Below are 16447 nucleotides of genomic sequence, written 5' to 3' on the forward strand. Positions count from 1 at the left end.
CGGCTCAATACCTTCCGGCGTATCCGGTCGCTGCCGCTCTCGAGCCCGAACTTGACGATGCGGCAGCCGGCGCCGCTCAGGAGGCGTGCCGTTTCCTCGTCGAAGATGCGGGCATGGGCGTTGCACACAAAGCTCATGTCCGTGACCGACCTGTACCGCTCGGTGAACTCCTTGAGCCAGATCTTATCAAAGGTGAAAATATCGTCATCGAAGATGAACATCTTGATCCCCGAGTAGCGGCTTATGAGATACTCGATCTCGGCGATCATCTGGTCCACGGTGTGTCTTCTGATATAACCCCGCGGGAGATGGCCGCTTTCCTTGTAGACCTCTATGATCTTGTGGTTGAGACAATAGGTGCACCGGAAGGGGCAGCCCCGTGATGCCGTAAGCCCCACCCACCCGTCTTTGGCGTTTATGATCCTCTGGAAGTCGAAGATCTCGTAGTCCTTGAAAGGCAGGGCCGCGATGTCCATGTAGGGCCGAAGGGGCTCCACGACCGGTCGGCCGTCTTCCTTGCGGCCTATGTTCGCGATGCCCCGGGGGTCGCCTCTTTCGAGGAGTTCGGCGACGGCCTCTTCTCCCTCACCGACGCATATCAGGTCGACCTCGTCGTGCATGAGGGTCTCCACGGGGTCCATTGTGACGTGGATGCCGCCGAAAAGAATGGGGACATCGAGGCAGGTCTTGATGCCGCGCGCTATCTCAAGGGCATACTTGTACTGGTTGGTAAGCACGGAAAAACCGATGATGTCGGGCTTGAAGGAGAGGACGTCCTTTTTGATCCTTTCCATGTCGAGAGGATAACCAAGTTTCTCGTTGATGTTAAGGAGCCCCGTTTCGATGCCTTTTGCCTTGAGAAAGCCCGAAATGTAGGAGATGCCGTAGTTGAACCCAACCTGGGTATTGATGTTGGGGTAGATGAAGAGAATGCGCATGTTCTTATACCTCGTTCCTCAGAGGGATCTTCCGGAGCGCCTTGAAGACCTCATCCGAAGATATGGTCATGAGACACTCCCGGGTCCTGCAGTCCTTTTTCTTGCAGGGGCTGCAGGACATCTCCTTCCGTATGATGACGCTGTTCCTGGAATAGGGGCGGTTGATGATGAAATCCGTGGGGCCGAAGATCGACAGGACGGGGACATTCGCCGCGGAGGCAAGATGGGTCGTTCCCGTATCGCCCCCGATGTAAACGCTGCTTCGTGCAAGAAGGGCGTAGAGCTGGGCGATGTCCGTCTTGCAGGCAAGCCGGGCGCCGTCCCCCACCATTGCGGCGAGCCTCTGGGCCTCTTCGCGTTCCCCCGGTCCCCAGATCACGATAACACTGCCCATGCGTTCCTGCCTGATCATCCCGATAAGGTCGGCGTAGCGTTCGAGAGGCCATCTCTTGAAGGCCGAGTCCTTGCTCGCGAAAGGGTTCACGGCGATGATCGGGGGGCTGATGTCGTGTGATCGAAGGAAATCGTCTACATATGTCCGGGCGCTGTCATTTACCAGAAGGGGTGCGTCGGCCGGAGGGTCCTCGCATCCGAGGTAGCGGGCGGCAAGCATGTTGCGCTCCACCTTATGGATCCTTTTTTCAAGGCCCTTTACCTGTTCACCATAGAAGATGTGGCTCATGTCCTTGGCGAAGGTCTTACAGAATCCTATCCGTCTTCCTCCCCGGGCGATCATCATGAGCGCCACGCTCTTCGCGATCCCGTGGAGATCGATGATGCAGTCGTATTCTCGTTTGCGGAGGCTCTTCACGAAATCATGGAGAATGTATGCTGTTGTAGCAAGGTGTCCCGATTTGAGGTGTCTCGTCAGTGCGGCGCGCGGGAAAAAGATGACCTCGTCGATGAAGTCCTGATGTGCAAGAATACCCGTCACGGAGCCCTCGGCGAGCCATGAGATGTGCGCATCGGGAAAACGCTCCCTCAAGGCTTTTACCGCCGGCACGCCCATGAGGACGTCACCGAGGGAACTCAGCCGGATGATGAGGATGTTACGTGGCTGGGCCATCTCGAAAGATTTCTATGAGCTTCTGGGGTATCGTAACGGGTTTTTTGTCCGTATTGACGCAGATATGTTTTGTCGATCCCTCGACGACAAGTGTCCCGTCCCTCGTTATCACGTAATGGAAGGTGATGCCTCGTGATTTAAGCTCCGTCACCCGGGTCTTGACGATGAGAACGTCGTCGTATGTGGCGGTATTATAATACTTTGCCTCGAGATTGACGACCACGAAATGGTATCCCAGCGCTTCGAGGTCGCGGTAGGGGTAACCCTTCTGCCGCATGTATTCACTCCGTCCCATCTCGAAAAAGGCCGGGTAATTGCCGTAGTAAACGATCCCCATCCGGTCGGTATCCGCATAGCGGACACGCACCGGTATGTCCACGAACTCCCCGTTCTCCCTGCCGTGGTCCCTCGTCTCTGTCGACATGATCAGAGGGCCCTCATGAACTCGGGTCTGAGCATCGAAGGATCGCGCTGGGAGAGCACATGTTGTATTGCCTTGAGCGTCTTCTCCTTCTCTTCGGGAAGCCAGGCCTTGACGGGAAGATAGTTCGACGCGTGGTTCGATGCGAAGTAGGTGTGCTCCACGTTGGTGTTCTGGATCATGGTATAGAGCTCTTCAAGAAGCATATAGGGGTCGGGGACGACGAAGTCCCCCTTCTTTATCTCATCGGCGAGGACCGTGCCGGGCACCACGATGACGCTGAGAGCGCCGGCGTAGTCAGGCTGGATCCTGCTCAGGAACTTGCCTGTCTCTTCCGCGTGGATCTTGCTTCGCTCCACTCCGCCGAGCCCCAGGAGGACGGTGACGGAAAGGAGCATGCCCGCATCCTTTACCCTCTTCGCGGCCTCGGCCGTGTTGTCGAGCACGGTTCCCTTGCAGACCCTGTCGAGGACCACCTGGTCTCCCGATTCCACGCCGAGATAGACGATGCCGACACCAAGGTCTTTCAGCGCCTTCAACTCTTCCGCGGATTTTTTGAGGATGGATTTCGTGTTTCCGTAAACGCCAATGCGCTCCAGCTTCGGAAAGGCGTCCCGGACAAGCTGCACGACGGGCAAAAGCCTTTTCTGGGGAATGATCAGCGCATCGCCGTCGGCGAGAAAGACCTTCCTGATATAACGGGCATACTGCTTCGCCTCGTTGACGTCCTCGGCTATCTCCTCAAAGGAGCGTACCCGGAATTTCTTTTCCTTGAAAGAACCGCAGAAAGTGCATTTGTTATGGGAACAGCCGATCGCTATCTGGAGAATGAGACTGTCCGCCTCGCTCGGCGGCCTGTAGATCGTTCCTTCGTATTTCATGGTTCAACCCTGTACACCTTTTCCCCTTCTCGAACAAGACCGTATTTCTTTCTCACCATCTCTTCCAGGTACTGGTCGTCCTGTTGTATCCTGCGAAATTCCCTTGAAAGAGCTGCGTTCTCATCTTCGATCTGCATGATCGATAATCTGGCGGTCCTCGTTTTCAGTTTGACCTTCAAAAGGTCGTATATTCCACCGTCCATGAGAACAAGGTGAAAGAAAATGGTTGAGAGAAAGATTATAAATCCGTATCTCTTTACGGGATTCTCTGCCATACTTTCTCTATATTAAAGGCACGGAAGCAAAATGTCAACCCGTGTAAAGTCTATGCCGCAAAAAGCCTACCTGGGGAGATAGAGGCCCAGGGTGTCGCGGACCTCCTTCATCGTGGCATTGGCGATCTTCCTGCAGGCCGCCGCCCCCTTTTCCAGGACGTCCACGACATAGTTCATGTTCTCTCCAAGCTCGCGCGCCTTCTCGCGAATGGGCGTGAGCTCCTTTTTCACGTTTTCGAAGAGCATCTTCTTGCAGTCGATGCATCCGATGCCCGCCGACGTGCAGCCTTTGTCAATCTCAATAAGCATGGCGTTGTCGGAAAAGGCGCGGTGGATGGTGTAGATGTTGCACACCTCCGGATTGCCGGGATCAGTTCTGCGCACACGGTTCACGTCCGTCACGGCGGTGCGGAGCTTCTCCCATACGGCCTCTTCTTCCTCCAGCACGCCGATAAAATTGCCAAGGCTCTTCGACATCTTCGACTGGCCGTCGACACCGAGGATCCTCGGCGCCATGGAAAGTATCTCCTCGGGCTCGGGAAATACGGGCGTGAAGCGGCTGTTGAATTTCCGGGCCACCTCGCGGCAGAGTTCTATGTGCTGCACCTGATCTTCGCCGACAGGCACGTAACCCGCCTTGTAGAGGAGGATGTCAGCCGCCTGAAGCACGGGATAGTCCATGAGCCCCATGTTGATGTTCGCCCGGTGCTGTTTTGCCTTGTCCTTGAATTGCGTCATCCGTTCAACCTCGCCGATGGGGGTGACGGTATTGAAAACCCAGGCCAGTTCGGTGTGTTCCGGCACATGGGACTGGACGAAAATATTCGCCTTATCCGGTGTAAGACCGCAGGCAAGGAGAATGAGGGCCGTATCGAGGGTGCGTTTCTTCATCTCCTCGACGGGATATTCGATGGTTATGGCATGGTAATCGACAACGCTGAAGATGCAGTCGTACTCGTCCTGGAGGTAAACCCAGTTCCTGATGGCGCCGACATAATTGCCAAGATGTATTTCCCCCGTTGGCTGTATCCCGCTGAAGATCCGCTTCATCTATCCTCCGTAAAGACCTGAAAGCCTCTTTGTCTGTGATTTTTATCGTGTTTAATTTACACCAAATGGGGGAGCAAATCAAATGACGGTTCAGGGAAACATAAAGCGGGTTTCAGGTTTCACGTTTCAGGTTTCATGGGAAGAAAAGCCTGAGATGGTTTGGAGTCCAGGAGTTCCGTTCAAACGTTCGAACATTCCCCAAGGGGGGGAATGCGCACGGTGAAACAGGAGCCGGCGCCCTCTGAGCTTCGAAGTGAGATCTCGCCCCTCATTCTCTCGACAAGGCTCTTTACGCAGGAAAGGCCGAAGCCCAACCCCTCGGGCGCGTCTGCCTTGTTGTTCAGGTTAAAGAAGCGTTTGAATATGTAATCCTGTTTCCCCCGGGGGATGCCCTGGCCATCGTCTTCCACGGCTATGACAAGGTCGGGGTCTCCCGTTATGGTGAGCTTCATCCTGCTCTTTCGGTACTTGAGGGCATTGGAGATGAGGTTCCTCAGGATCTGGCGGATCTTCTTCGGGTCATGTGTAAAATAAGCGGTACTGTATCGGCCTTCCACCTCGATGATGATGCCGTTGCGTTCAAGGACGCCGGCATAGGAATCACTTTCGGACCGGGCAAGCTCTTCCCCGATAGCGGGAGCGGCGACCTCGACGGCATCGATCAATGCCTCCCTGAGGACATCGGAGATAAGGAACTGATCCTTTCGGAAGAGCCCCTCCTCCGAGCGATATACCTCAATGATCTCGAGGAGAAGGGCCCTTGCTTTCTCGGCGTTGCGCTGCGCCCTTTTCAGGGTGTCCTTCTGGTATTCGTTATATGGTCCGCACTTGTCCTCCTTGTTGATCAGGTTGTTGACGCTTGTCAACACGATCGACAGGGGACCGGTGAGATCATGGATCAGCAGGTCAACGAGAGGGTCTTTGGGGGTCATATAACAAGCCTTGGATTAAGGAACTGGCACGTCCCTATTGCTGGTTCTAAGATATTCTTTCGCGTCGGGAAATGTCAAACAAAAAGTGGTCCCTCCCGACGCAAGGCAACCTTCGCGACTCGACACGTGAGGACAGGAAGATATCCTGCCCGGGCACACGTCCCTGTCCGTGGGGATATGGATGCACCGGCTGCTTTCCATGGAGATCGCGAAACCGAAACGCCGCCCGTATACCTTGATCTGGAAGAGATCCAGCCCCTTTCCTCCGGCGCCGAACTCGTAGGCTTTTTTGGAGCCGTAGAGATCGGTATCCTGTGTGTGGAAAAAACCGTCGAAGATGTGCTCCTTGTTCTGCTCGGTGATCCCAACGCCGTAATCTCTCACCGCCAGGGTGACGTTTCTTTCGTTTTCCTCCAGGGATATCTCCACGAGACCCCCATCGGGGGTGTTCTCGACGGCGTTCTTCAGAAGTCCGGCAAGCATGTCCCGGACAACGACGGCGTCCATGAAGATCGCGATCTCCTTGTCTTCCCCGAGACGGAATTCTATGTCGCGGAGCGGAGCGTTGTTACGGGCGTCCGATATGGTCTTTAGAACAACAGGGTGGAGGAAGACCATGCTCCGGGACCCGCTGTCCGGGGGAACATAATTGGCGACGTACTCCTTGAGGGTTTGCCAGTGTTCCCTCATGCCCACGGAGAGGTCCATGCTTTCGATCTTCTTCCAGAGGCGTTCGAGTTCATCGACAAGGCTCTCTTCCTCGATCTCGCGGTAGGCCAGCATGATCTTCTCGCATTCCCTCTGCACCTCGAAAAGCCGGGTCATGTTACGGTTGAGGATGTCGAAATATTCCATTAACGGCGCGCCCTGAGGTTCTCTTGTGATCTTCCTCTTCACGATGCGCAGATACCCCTGGATCAGGGCAAGGGGGGTCTTCAACTCGTGGGAGAGATGGTCGAGGGCCTTGCCCTTTGCCGCATTGAGGCGTTCCAGTTCCTTCCGGGACTCTTCGAGACTGTCCATGCGCGCTTTCTGGAGCTGGGCGATCTCAATGAAGACGGACGCGTGATTGGTGAACGTGCGAAGGAGAGTCTCGTCTTCGACGGTGAAGCTTCCCCGGCGCTTGTTGATGAGCTGAATGACTCCCAGCTTCGAGCCCGACCTGCTGAAAAAGGGCATACAGAGCATACTCTTTGTCGTGTAGCCTGTTGCCTCGTCGATGTACCGGAAAAAGCGAGGGTCCTCGTGGGCGTCCTCGACGGTGACGGTCTGACCCGTGTGAAAGGCGTACCCGGAGAGCCCGACATGGGACGGCGTTCGGAATTCCTTGCCTTCGATCTCGAATGCCATCTTTGTCCAGAGTTCGTCTGTCGCGGGATCATACAGGAGGATGTTGAACCTGTCGGCCTCCAGGACCTCTTTGGCCTTTGAAGCTATCTGGGTGAGCATCTCATCGAGATTGAGGTCAAGACCGATGAGATGGCCCAACTCCAGCATGGATGAGAGTTTTCGCTCCGATGTGCCCAGCGCCTGTTCGCAGACGACAAGCTCTTTACCGGAGTCCTGGAGATCTGTCTTGCCGGGGTCGTCTGAATTCTGTTCAGCCACGCCTGTAAGTCCTTGCAGTTTCGACGTTTATAATATTCGTCAAAAAACGATGATCTGCCAAGGGTCGGTCATTTGCCGCCGCGGCTTTTCAGTTCAAGACCTATGTCGGCGACCAGTTTGGCCGAAAGGTCCTTCATGGCTGCGCTCAGCGCCGCCGCCAGGCCGTCGGGCGAACGGTCGTTCATTTCGGCCGAATAGGTGTACTGCCGCTGAAAGACGACCTGCTCGACGGGGTTTTTCAGGCTGGTGTCCACCAGGGTAATGCGGACGCTCAGAACAGCCTTTCCCGGTGAATCTTCGTCGGATTCACAGAATTCATCCACGTGACCGTCAAGGATATATCGCGAAAGGTCCGTGTCGTAATAGGAATAGGTGCCCTTGAAGATACCGGCACGGGTCACGTCGCGCAGTATGAAGCCGCTCACCATGTCGGAGGGATTGGTGCGCCACCGGCTGTATTTGTAGGTGTCAAAACGGTACTGCCCCGTTTTTATCACCATGTCGGTGGAGTTGAATGCCGGCGCCACGGAGAACCGTTCCACGCGGATAAGCTCTTCCAGGAGTGGCTGGCCGGCCGGCTGCGGCTCCGGGTATTCAAGGGTATACTGGTCCATCACGAAAGGCGGTTTGGTCCTGCCAAGGCATCCTGCGACAAGCGCAAGGCATACAAGGGGAAGGAAAAGAAGCGCCGGAATCCGTCTTATTTGTTGTCTCATGGTCTTACCTCTTTTTCGGGGGTGGATCGCTGAACAGGATATCCGACGGATCGGCCTTTAGCCTTTTAATGAGAAGGTCAAGGTTTTCCGTGGCCCTGCGCAGGTTCTCGGCGGTGAGCTGGATCTCTGTCGTGATCACTTTCGACCTTCGCGAGAGGTCATCTATGAACCTGTTCGTCTTCGCCGACGTTTCGGCGAGCCTCATCTTTTCCAGTTCGCTCTTCACCTTACCGATGGTTTCTTTCGCATCGCGCACGGTGTCGCGCGCGTCAGTGACAAGCTCGTCGGCCCTTCCGTCGCCCAGCATCTTCGCAAGTTTGTTCGCCGAATCGGAAAGGGTCTCGGTCATGGCTTCCAGGTTAGAGATGATCTTCGTCATCTTCTGCCCGGTGAAGAAGGTATTGATACCTTTCGTGGCAGATACGATCTCGCTGGAGATGGCCTTGAAGTCCACCTCCTGCATTTTCTTCACCACATCGTCGACGCCCGATACGATCTCCTGGATCTCCGACGGATTCGAAGGGATGAGAGGGTAGTCGGGTTCGAAGGTGATCTGGGGAGTTTTCTTTATGTCTCCCTTCTTTCGATGGTCGAGTTCGACGTAGACGATGCCCGTTATGCCGGCCGCTTTCAGCTTGGCGATGGTATTATTGGCGGCATCGCCGCTGAAATTGATCTTCATGATGACCTCTATCAGGCGGTAGTCGGGTGCGACGGAGATCTTTTCCACCATGCCGATCTCCACGCCTCTGTACTTGACGTTTGAATCGACCTGGAGTCCCTGAACGGACTCGTCGAAATAGGTGACAAAACGCTCACCCTTCTGGAGGTATTGAGAAGCGCCGAGCCAGACGATGGCCCCTACCGCTATGAGCATCCCGGCAAGCACGAAAAAACCCACCAGAAAATAGGATTTCTTCTTTATCATATCGTCATTCCTTCATTCCTTCATTGTTTTTCTCTGTTACCCGCCGGTTGAAGAAGTTCGTGACCCTGGGATCGTCGGAGTCCGTTCTGAGCGTGCGGGGATCACCCTCGGCGATGATGCCTTTTGCATCCCTGTCGAGCATGATGATGCGATGGGATATATTGAAGATGGTCTCCAACTCGTGGGTAACGATGACCATCGTTGTGCCTGTGCCTTCGTTGAGCTTCTTGATGAGAAGGTCGAGTTCGGCGGACGTGACGGGGTCGAGGCCGGCTGACGGCTCGTCGAGAAAGAGCATGGCGGGGTCAAGGGCCATCGCCCGCGCAATTCCGGCCCTTTTCCTCATGCCCCCCGAGAGCTCCGAAGGATAGTGGTTGTCGTATCCGGCAAGTTCCACCATCCCGAGCTTCATCTTTACGATGGATTCTATGTCCTCCACCGACAGCCCGGTGAATTCCGTTAACGGAAGGGCCACGTTCTCTCCGATCGTCATGGAGCCGAAGAGCGCGCTCGATTGAAAGAGCATCCCGATACCCATGTGAAGCTTTGTGAGCTCCCCGTCATCAAGCATCGCCGTATCCGTTCCGTTTATCCAGATATTTCCTCCCGCCGGGGTCTCTATGCCTATGACGTTTCTGAGGAGCGTCGACTTTCCGCACCCGCTGCCGCCCATGATAACGAATATCTCACCGGGCTGGACCTCGAAGTCCACGTTGTCGAGAACGGTATTACTGCCGTATCGCACCGTGAGCCCTTCCACTTTTATGACCGGTTCAGCTTTGTTCAACTTTTCTTTCCCACCTCAGCTCCTAACGGATGTAATGCAATATTATAGCAAAGGTCGAATCTATCACGATAATAAGAAATATGGACGTGACGACGGCCGATGTCGTGGCATTGCCGACCGCCTCGGCGCCTCCGCGCACCTTGAAGCCCCTCTGGCAGCCAATGGTGGAGATGGCGGCGGCGAAAACGACGGACTTGACCAGCGCCGATACTATGTCAAAGATCGATATGGCCTTCATTGTCTGCTGGATATAGGTAAAAATGGTAAGGTTCAAGCCCACGACTCCAACGACGAGGCCGCCGACAATGGCGAATATGCTTGCAAATATCGTGAGGACAGGGACTGTTACCAGGGAAGCGATCACTTTGGGTATGGCGAGGAAGCGTACGGGGCTGAACCCCATGGTGGTAAGGGCATCCACCTCTTCGTTCACCTTCATCGTACCGATCTCGGCGGCAAAGGCCGAACCCGAGCGCCCCGCAACGATGATGGCCGTCATGATCGGTCCCAGTTCGCGGATCATCGCCACCGCGACGAGAGAGGCAACGTAGATATTCGCGCCGAACTGCTTCAATTGCAGGGAAGACATGAATGCCATGATGAGGCCGAGGAGGAAGCTTATGAGGGCCACTATGGGAAACCCGTCGACCCCCACCTTCCTCATGTATGCTATCACGTCGCCCCAGCGCACCTTCGAAAGATGCGTCAGTGAATGGCCGAGCTCATAGACCAGTTCGCCGCCGAAGGACACGAGATCATAGATGTCACTGACGGCCCTGATGGAAGCGGCGCCCAGATATTCTATGAGATTCATACGGCGTTCCCTGGGCGCCAGGCTGGATGTGGTCAGAGCGTCCCTGTCGATGAGGGTGAGAATACCCAATTTTTCCCGGGAAAGGCCGGAAAGCGTGAAAGCTACCGAGCGCCTGCGGGCCTCGATCTCCAGTTCGACGATGAACAGAGCCCCGCTGGAGTCGAGGTAATCAATGCCGGTCATATCGACACTCAGTTTTGAAGGGGTGTAGGAGTCGAAGAGGGTGCCGACAAGCGGGATGAGCTGACTGAAATGCTCAAGGTCCATCCTGCCCGACAGGGTAAGCGTAACTGCCCCGCCGGCTGCCTCTATATGATAAGGATTTGCATCGGGCATTTTTATCTATAACATACGGGAAAAAAAATATGAATCCAAATGCACACGGGTACAAGGGTCTGCGCGCACACGGGGGCACGGGTCAAATGACAGAAGCCATCAGGATCGCCTGCCCGCGTAGCCTTTCACCTGCAAGTTCTTCTGCCCTTCCTCATGTGTTCGTAGGCGCGAAGCGCCGACCCGTGTGCTCGCGAGCGTTCAATCCGCCCCGCGGGCCGACTTCGAGATGCTGTATTTCTTGATCTTGTACCTGAGCATGCGTTCCGACAGGCCAAGGGTTGCCGCTGCCTTTGTCTGGACCCATTCGGTGTTCACGAGGGCCTCGATGATCATCGATCTTTCGATGGATTCGACAGTCCCGCGAATGCTGCCGTCGCTTGCGGCCATCGTCTGTTCCCCCAGGCTCGGCAGATCCTCGCTCGTTATGTGGTCTCCCCTGGTCAGGACGACGGCCCGTTCCACAATGTTCTCCAGTTCCCTCACGTTGCCGGGGTAATCGTATCTCACGAGAACATCGCGTGCCTCCCGTGTCGGTCCCTTGATGTTCTTCTTGTGCTTCATGTTGTACTTCTTGAGAAAGAAATCGATGAGCAGCGGAATGTCCTCTTTGCGTTCCCGCAGGGGAGGGATCAGGATATTGACAACATTGAGGCGGTAATATAGGTCTTCGCGAAAGGCCCCCTTCCTTACCTCCTCCTCCAGGTTGCGATTGGTGGCGGCGATGATACGCACGTCGACCTTTATGGGGTGGGTCCCGCCGAGGCGCTCTATCTCCCTTTCCTGGATCACCCTCAGCAGCTTCGACTGAAGGAGAAGGGGAATGTCGCCGATCTCGTCAAGGAAGATGGTCCCCTTGTGGGCAAGCTCGAACTTGCCCGACTTCCTCTGATAGGCACCGGTGAAGGCCCCTTTTTCGTAGCCGAAGAGTTCGCTCTCGAGGAGCGTTTCGGGAATGGCGGCGCAGTTCACCTTGATAAGGGGAAAGTCCTTGCGGTCGCTGAGGGCATGGATCATATTGAGTACTACCTCTTTCCCGACGCCGCTCTCGCCGCTTATTATGCAGGTGGAATCAGTCTTTGCTATCCTGACGACGAGGCTTGAAACCTCGTGCATCTTTTCGCTCTGATAGACGAATTCTTCCGACTTGAAACGATCCCGCAGGGTTTCACGAAGCACCATGTTCTCACGGATGAGATACGTCTTTTCCTCGACCTTGCGCAGTTTGAAGAGAAGGTCGTCAAGATCTATGGGTTTGGTCAGATATTCCGATGCCCCTGCTTTCAGGGCTCCGACTGCGTTCTCGATACTCCCGAAGGCGGTGATCATAACCACTTCGGTGGCCGGGTTTATCTCCTTTATCTTCCTGAGAAGGGAAAGCCCGTCCGTATCGGGCAGCCTGTAGTCGAGAAGGACGATCTCGAATATATCCCCCTGAAAGAGCGCAAGGGCGCTCTGTCCATCAGGTGCCTCGCCTACCGTGTAGCCTTCCTTTTTGAGCACCCCGCCGAGGAGCGACCTTTGAGCCTCCTCGTCTTCCACGATCAATATTCCAACCCTGTCCATAATCACAAACCCCTCTTTCCCTTTTACATCCTCTCTGTGCCATCATGCCTGCGAGGCAGGATGATGGTGAAGGTGGTTCCCTCGTTGGCCGTGCTGGCCGCTTTGATGTCGCCGCCATGGTCTTTCACTATCATGTAAGATATGGGCAGCCCGAGGCCCATACCCTTGTCTTTTGTCGTGTAATAATATTCGAATATCCTTGCGAGGGCGTCTTCACTGATGCCGGACCCGGAATCCCTGATCGAGGTTTCCACCCAGGAATCTTTTTGCCTCACCGTTATGGCGATCTTTCCCCCGTTGTTCATGGACTCTATGGCGTTGATGATAATATTGTAAAATGCCTGCTTTAGCCTGTCCCGCTGGCATTCGACATGGATATCGGTGTCGGTGGCGTTCTCCAGGAAGATTCCCCTTGACGAGGCTTTTTCCCCGACGATTATTATAACCTCTTCCAGGAGATCGCGGAGGCTCTCTTTGTTGAAGGGGGCCTGCGCCCTCGTGGATTGCAGGAACTCTTCGACTATCCCGTTGACCCGTGTAAGTTCCTTCCTGATTATGTCGAGGAAGGTGAGGTATTCTTCCTTCTTTTCATCCACGGGGGTGAATTCCCTTTTGAGACGCTGGACTGAAAGGCTTATGGCATTCAAGGGGTTCCTGATCTCGTGGGCCATTCCTGAAGCCAGTTTCCCCAGCGATACCAGGCGTTCCTTGATCTCCATCTCCCGTTCCATCTCTTTGACCTTTTCCGCATATTTCCGCTCCATCACGAAGAAGGCGTAGATGCTCCCGGCGCCGGAGACGAAAAGGACCGCAAGGATGAGGATAAAGCCGTAGGCAGACCGCTGGATGGTGTCCCGGGCAAGGTTTCTCGATACGAAGATCTGCATCCGAAAGCCGGGAAGGATCTTCGAGGCCAGGCTCTTTTCAAGGAGAAAGGTGCCCTCTTTGCCGTCGTTTGTTCCCACGAACAGGGCGTCTTTGCCGTCGTATATTTTGATGGCGTCGATGTTGAACCTCTTCTCTTCCCTGTCGACGATGTCCTTGAGGATGACCTTTCTCCTGAGTGTTTCCAGCTCCGAGGCATCTATCCTGACGAAAAGGATACGATTGCCGACGCGCCTGCCGAAGATAAGGGCCCTGTCTGTTGTTACGGGCATCCTGATGGCCGCCATCTCGTCGCCCGAGATGAGTCTCCTCGCAAACTTCGCCGGTATGTCGCTCCTACCCTTTCTGGCGACAATATCCCCTTTCAGGTCATACTCGGCGACGTTGGCGAAAGAGAATGTTTTCAGGTCCCCTGGTCCGGGATCTTTCAGGAAATCGCCGGCGGCGGTGTCAAGGTCATCGATTATAGCCTCGTCGAAGGCCATGATGTTGAAGAAATAGGGCGTTATGATCGCGGGGGACCTGTCGAGGAGACTCAAATATTCAAGGTTGATGTCTATCTCTCTCTGAACGTGGGAGAAGATGATCTCCGCTTCCCCCATGAGCTGACGTTCGATATTGCTGCGAATGATCCTTATCTGAAAGAACCCGGTGAGGGTGACGAGAACGAGAAAGAGTGCGAAGAACAATGGAAGGGCAACGGCTCGCTTATCTCCCATGCCGCCTCTGACGAAAACGCTCAATGTTCTTTCGCTGTTCCTGGTTGCAGAAGCTGTTGTACCGTTGCCGCTGGGTCTGATTGAGGGTTCTCGACACTTCGGAGCGGTATTGCTGATAGGAATTGCGTCTCGCGGTGTCGAGCTCCTGTATCTCGCCCTGTATCCGGCCTATCCTTGCTGAATTGGCTTCGGGGTTCCGGCTCAGTTCCCGGAGTTCGCTTCGCTTTTGCGACGACTCCCTTCTGAGCGACTGCCATTCGTTGATGTACCTGTTCCTGATATCTTCAACCTGTGTTCTCTGGGGGTCCGATAACTGAAGCCCTCTCTCGAACTCAGAATACGAATTCTGTGCCCGGAGAGAGGGCGTTATGAACAAACACAGGAAGAGGAAAGATACGAGGAACGTCATGGATTCACGGGCACCCATACCTTGTGCGCGGGCACCCATTTCCCGCCTATCCACTGACCGGGCACCTCGACCCACTGTCCCGGAGGCTGGTCCTGGGGGGTGACCTGACTTGACGAAGGGTATGCCGTCGTCCCCGGCTGCTGGGTCGCGCCAGCTCGCTGATTGGTCACATGCTGATCGACTGCGTTGCCGCCGATGCCGCCCACGAGCGTGCCCACCGCGGCGCCGATAAGCGTCGAAGCGGTGTCGTGCCCGATCACCTGTCCTGCTATGGCACCGAGGCCCGCGCCGATGGCGGCACCTTTCTGGGTATTATATCCTTCGGATGCGCATGAGACAAAAAAGAATCCTGCGGCTACCGCCACTAAGAGCACTGCCATAACATTTTTCATTGCTCCCTCCCTTTTCATTGAGGTAACGGGCCCCCGGAAGGGCCCGTTACCTTGTTTTCAGGTACCTAGAATCTGCCGCACGTACCGGATCCGCGCCCGCCGAAACCGCCGCGCCCGCCGCCGAAACCGCCGCCGAAACCGCCGCGCCCGGGGCCGTAACCCGTGTGAGCGAGCTTTTTGAGCTGCTCCGGCGTGTAGACCTTTCTCTGGTCAAGCTTGAACCGGACCATCTTGTCGTGCATCTTCTGTCTCAACGTGTCAACTTCCTTTTCCTTTGCGAGGATTGCGGCATCCGTTGCCTTGGGATCGGCGTAAAGCGTTCTCAAGTCGTTGCGCTTCTGAAAAAGCTCATAACGCAGAGAAGATGTCTCGGTGTTGAAGGTTTCCCTTAACTGCCACATCTTGCCTGTTTGCTCCTTCGACAGATCTACGCCGGGACCCTTTGGTCCACCGCCGAATCCAGCCGGCCCTATGGCAAATACGGTCGTTGCCATTGCAACAAAAATGACCGCCACGAGTATCCCTAAAACCTTCTTCATTGTAACCTCCTCATATGGTTTTTTGCAAATCATAGCTCCATACGTGGCAATTACCGTGCCATTTCTCATCTATCAATACAACTCATTGTAATGATGAACGTAATGCAAAAGCCAGTTTGAGGATAGGCGCCATTTCAAGGAAAGAAATGTCGAGGGCTTCTATGCCCATCGACAAAAGCGTCGAGCGAGGCGCCGAAGGGGCCGGTGCAGCCGCTCGAACCGCTCAAGCGGCTAAAGGGGCCCAGACGGTTGCAACCATGTTGTTCTATACAAGCAAGTGTGGTATAGTTTTCAGTTTTAAAATCCAAGGGGTATATGCGCGGTCATTGAAAATGAAAAGCTTACTCTCCATAGCGGGCTTTGATGCCTCCTCAGGCGCGGGGATCGTGAGAGATGCCGATACCTTTTTCTCCTGTGGTTTCCATGCCATTACGGTGCCTACCTGCACGGTTGTTCAGGGCCCCGCCGGCGTGAAGCGTATTGAATCTTCACCGGAAGAACTGTTCCGGGATACCCTCGACGCCGCGACGGCCGGGGTTACGATAAAAGGCGTGAAAATAGGGGTTCTCTGCAATGAATTACATGTCAGGATGACAGCAAGGTTTCTGGCAAAGCGAAAGAACATACCTGTTATTCTCGATCCTGTCTTTGCGGCCAAGAACGGCATTGCTCTCATTTCGGACAAGGGCAGGGCGGTCTGTATCGATTTGCTATTCAAAAAGATCACGGTGGTGACGCCCAATGCCGATGAAGCATCATTTATCACGGGCACAAAGGTCAGTACGGTAAAGGCAGCGAAAAAAGCCGCCGAGAAGATCCATTCGCTGGGGCCTCAAGCGGTTGTTGTAAAAGGAGGCCATATGGAAGGCGACCCCGTGGATGTGTTGTTCGATGGCCGGGAGTTCCATCTTTACAAAAAAGAGCGGATCCCCCGATCCATTCATGGCACGGGTTGCTCCTTCTCTTCGACCCTTGCCTGCCTGCTTGCATCCGGATATCCTCTGCCTGAAGCCTTTATGGCGACTCAGGAGCATCTTAAGAGGCTTTTCGAGTCAAGCTACAGGATAGACAGGAAGGGTCATTTCTATGTCTCCTCGGCAATGGATGGTGTTCCTCATACAGCAACGAAACAGAAAAAAATACAGGGAGTCCAGGGGGAAAGCCCGAGAACCTGAACCCCGTTGAGAA

The 16447-nt window shown here is 54.9% G+C and carries 18 protein-coding genes; 1 reads left to right on the forward strand and 17 read right to left on the reverse strand.

The window, feature by feature from the left end; all coding sequences use genetic code 11:
• From PHC90_02510 to PHC90_02590, 17 genes are all read right to left on the reverse strand, one after another.
• Positions 1–938: radical SAM protein (locus PHC90_02510; protein ID MDD3845216.1), on the reverse strand; the 938-nt coding region annotated here is incomplete at its 3' end.
• Positions 939–942: 4 nt separating this feature from the next.
• On the reverse strand, positions 943–2004 hold the full coding sequence (locus PHC90_02515) for a glycosyltransferase family 9 protein (protein ID MDD3845217.1): 1062 nt from the start codon (positions 2002–2004) through the stop codon (positions 943–945).
• Positions 1988–2428, reverse strand: coding sequence for a thioesterase family protein (locus PHC90_02520; GenBank protein ID MDD3845218.1), 441 nt, complete (start codon positions 2426–2428; stop codon positions 1988–1990). Before PHC90_02520 ends, PHC90_02515 begins: the two co-directional genes overlap by 17 nt.
• A 2-nt stretch (positions 2429–2430) precedes the next feature.
• Positions 2431–3306, reverse strand: a complete 876-nt coding sequence (locus PHC90_02525) for a radical SAM protein (GenBank protein MDD3845219.1) — start codon at positions 3304–3306, stop codon at positions 2431–2433.
• Positions 3303–3581 carry a septum formation initiator family protein gene (locus PHC90_02530; GenBank protein MDD3845220.1) on the reverse strand — a complete coding sequence of 93 codons (279 nt, stop codon included), beginning with the start codon at positions 3579–3581 and terminating at the stop codon, positions 3303–3305. Before PHC90_02530 ends, PHC90_02525 begins: the two co-directional genes overlap by 4 nt.
• Before the next feature lie 66 nt (positions 3582–3647).
• Positions 3648–4631: a tryptophan--tRNA ligase gene (trpS, locus tag PHC90_02535; protein ID MDD3845221.1), complete on the reverse strand. Its 984-nt coding sequence runs from the start codon at positions 4629–4631 to the stop codon at positions 3648–3650.
• A gap of 179 nt (positions 4632–4810) precedes the next feature.
• Positions 4811–5563: a sensor histidine kinase gene (locus PHC90_02540; GenBank protein MDD3845222.1), complete on the reverse strand. Its 753-nt coding sequence runs from the start codon at positions 5561–5563 to the stop codon at positions 4811–4813.
• 15 nt (positions 5564–5578) lie between these two features.
• Positions 5579–7171 (reverse strand): GAF domain-containing protein, encoded by a 1593-nt coding sequence (locus tag PHC90_02545; protein MDD3845223.1) that lies wholly within the window; start codon positions 7169–7171, stop codon positions 5579–5581.
• Between the two features lie 68 nt (positions 7172–7239).
• Positions 7240–7887 carry an ABC-type transport auxiliary lipoprotein family protein gene (locus PHC90_02550; protein ID MDD3845224.1) on the reverse strand — a complete coding sequence of 216 codons (648 nt, stop codon included), beginning with the start codon at positions 7885–7887 and terminating at the stop codon, positions 7240–7242.
• A 4-nt stretch (positions 7888–7891) separates the two neighbouring features.
• Positions 7892–8815 carry an MlaD family protein gene (locus PHC90_02555; protein MDD3845225.1) on the reverse strand — a complete coding sequence of 308 codons (924 nt, stop codon included), beginning with the start codon at positions 8813–8815 and terminating at the stop codon, positions 7892–7894.
• Positions 8816–8819: 4 nt separating this feature from the next.
• A complete protein-coding gene (locus PHC90_02560) occupies positions 8820–9602 on the reverse strand; it encodes an ATP-binding cassette domain-containing protein (GenBank protein ID MDD3845226.1) in 783 nt (260 codons plus the stop codon).
• A gap of 22 nt (positions 9603–9624) precedes the next feature.
• Complete coding sequence (locus PHC90_02565; GenBank protein ID MDD3845227.1) at positions 9625–10752, reverse strand: MlaE family lipid ABC transporter permease subunit; 1128 nt, start codon at positions 10750–10752, stop codon at positions 9625–9627.
• A gap of 198 nt (positions 10753–10950) precedes the next feature.
• On the reverse strand, positions 10951–12315 hold the full coding sequence (locus PHC90_02570) for a sigma-54 dependent transcriptional regulator (GenBank protein MDD3845228.1): 1365 nt from the start codon (positions 12313–12315) through the stop codon (positions 10951–10953).
• 23 nt (positions 12316–12338) lie between these two features.
• The gene (locus PHC90_02575; GenBank protein MDD3845229.1) at positions 12339–13919 is read right to left on the reverse strand and encodes an ATP-binding protein; all 1581 of its coding nucleotides are present in this window, start codon (positions 13917–13919) and stop codon (positions 12339–12341) included.
• The gene (locus PHC90_02580; GenBank protein ID MDD3845230.1) at positions 13909–14346 is read right to left on the reverse strand and encodes a periplasmic heavy metal sensor; all 438 of its coding nucleotides are present in this window, start codon (positions 14344–14346) and stop codon (positions 13909–13911) included. The genes PHC90_02575 and PHC90_02580 overlap by 11 nt, the downstream gene beginning before the upstream one ends.
• Complete coding sequence (locus tag PHC90_02585; protein MDD3845231.1) at positions 14325–14720, reverse strand: YMGG-like glycine zipper-containing protein; 396 nt, start codon at positions 14718–14720, stop codon at positions 14325–14327. The genes PHC90_02580 and PHC90_02585 overlap by 22 nt, the downstream gene beginning before the upstream one ends.
• Positions 14721–14785: 65 nt before the next feature.
• Positions 14786–15259 carry a periplasmic heavy metal sensor gene (locus PHC90_02590; GenBank protein ID MDD3845232.1) on the reverse strand — a complete coding sequence of 158 codons (474 nt, stop codon included), beginning with the start codon at positions 15257–15259 and terminating at the stop codon, positions 14786–14788.
• 332 nt (positions 15260–15591) lie between these two features.
• On the opposite strand from PHC90_02590, the gene PHC90_02595 reads away from it, so the two are divergent.
• The gene (locus tag PHC90_02595) at positions 15592–16434 is read left to right on the forward strand and encodes a hydroxymethylpyrimidine/phosphomethylpyrimidine kinase (GenBank protein ID MDD3845233.1); all 843 of its coding nucleotides are present in this window, start codon (positions 15592–15594) and stop codon (positions 16432–16434) included.
• The last annotated feature ends 13 nt before the right edge of the window (positions 16435–16447 follow it).

Source organism: Syntrophorhabdaceae bacterium (assembly GCA_028698615.1).
GTDB lineage: Bacteria > Desulfobacterota > Syntrophorhabdia > Syntrophorhabdales > Syntrophorhabdaceae > Delta-02.

What these genes read in the sequence shown, in the direction of transcription:
- PHC90_02585 (MDD3845231.1), bottom strand. Translation starts at nt 14,720, where the DNA reads ATGAAAAATGTTATGGCAGTGCTCTTAGTGGCGGTAGCCGCAGGATTC.
- PHC90_02575 (MDD3845229.1), bottom strand. Translation starts at nt 13,919, where the DNA reads ATGGGAGATAAGCGAGCCGTTGCCCTTCCATTGTTCTTCGCACTCTTT.
- trpS (MDD3845221.1), bottom strand. Translation starts at nt 4,631, where the DNA reads ATGAAGCGGATCTTCAGCGGGATACAGCCAACGGGGGAAATACATCTT.
- PHC90_02555 (MDD3845225.1), bottom strand. Translation starts at nt 8,815, where the DNA reads ATGATAAAGAAGAAATCCTATTTTCTGGTGGGTTTTTTCGTGCTTGCC.
- PHC90_02520 (MDD3845218.1), bottom strand. Translation starts at nt 2,428, where the DNA reads ATGTCGACAGAGACGAGGGACCACGGCAGGGAGAACGGGGAGTTCGTG.
- PHC90_02565 (MDD3845227.1), bottom strand. Translation starts at nt 10,752, where the DNA reads ATGCCCGATGCAAATCCTTATCATATAGAGGCAGCCGGCGGGGCAGTT.
- PHC90_02540 (MDD3845222.1), bottom strand. Translation starts at nt 5,563, where the DNA reads ATGACCCCCAAAGACCCTCTCGTTGACCTGCTGATCCATGATCTCACC.
- PHC90_02530 (MDD3845220.1), bottom strand. Translation starts at nt 3,581, where the DNA reads ATGGCAGAGAATCCCGTAAAGAGATACGGATTTATAATCTTTCTCTCA.
- PHC90_02590 (MDD3845232.1), bottom strand. Translation starts at nt 15,259, where the DNA reads ATGAAGAAGGTTTTAGGGATACTCGTGGCGGTCATTTTTGTTGCAATG.
- PHC90_02595 (MDD3845233.1), top strand. Translation starts at nt 15,592, where the DNA reads ATGAAAAGCTTACTCTCCATAGCGGGCTTTGATGCCTCCTCAGGCGCG.
- PHC90_02570 (MDD3845228.1), bottom strand. Translation starts at nt 12,315, where the DNA reads ATGGACAGGGTTGGAATATTGATCGTGGAAGACGAGGAGGCTCAAAGG.
- PHC90_02580 (MDD3845230.1), bottom strand. Translation starts at nt 14,346, where the DNA reads ATGGGTGCCCGTGAATCCATGACGTTCCTCGTATCTTTCCTCTTCCTG.
- PHC90_02550 (MDD3845224.1), bottom strand. Translation starts at nt 7,887, where the DNA reads ATGAGACAACAAATAAGACGGATTCCGGCGCTTCTTTTCCTTCCCCTT.
- PHC90_02515 (MDD3845217.1), bottom strand. Translation starts at nt 2,004, where the DNA reads ATGGCCCAGCCACGTAACATCCTCATCATCCGGCTGAGTTCCCTCGGT.
- PHC90_02525 (MDD3845219.1), bottom strand. Translation starts at nt 3,306, where the DNA reads ATGAAATACGAAGGAACGATCTACAGGCCGCCGAGCGAGGCGGACAGT.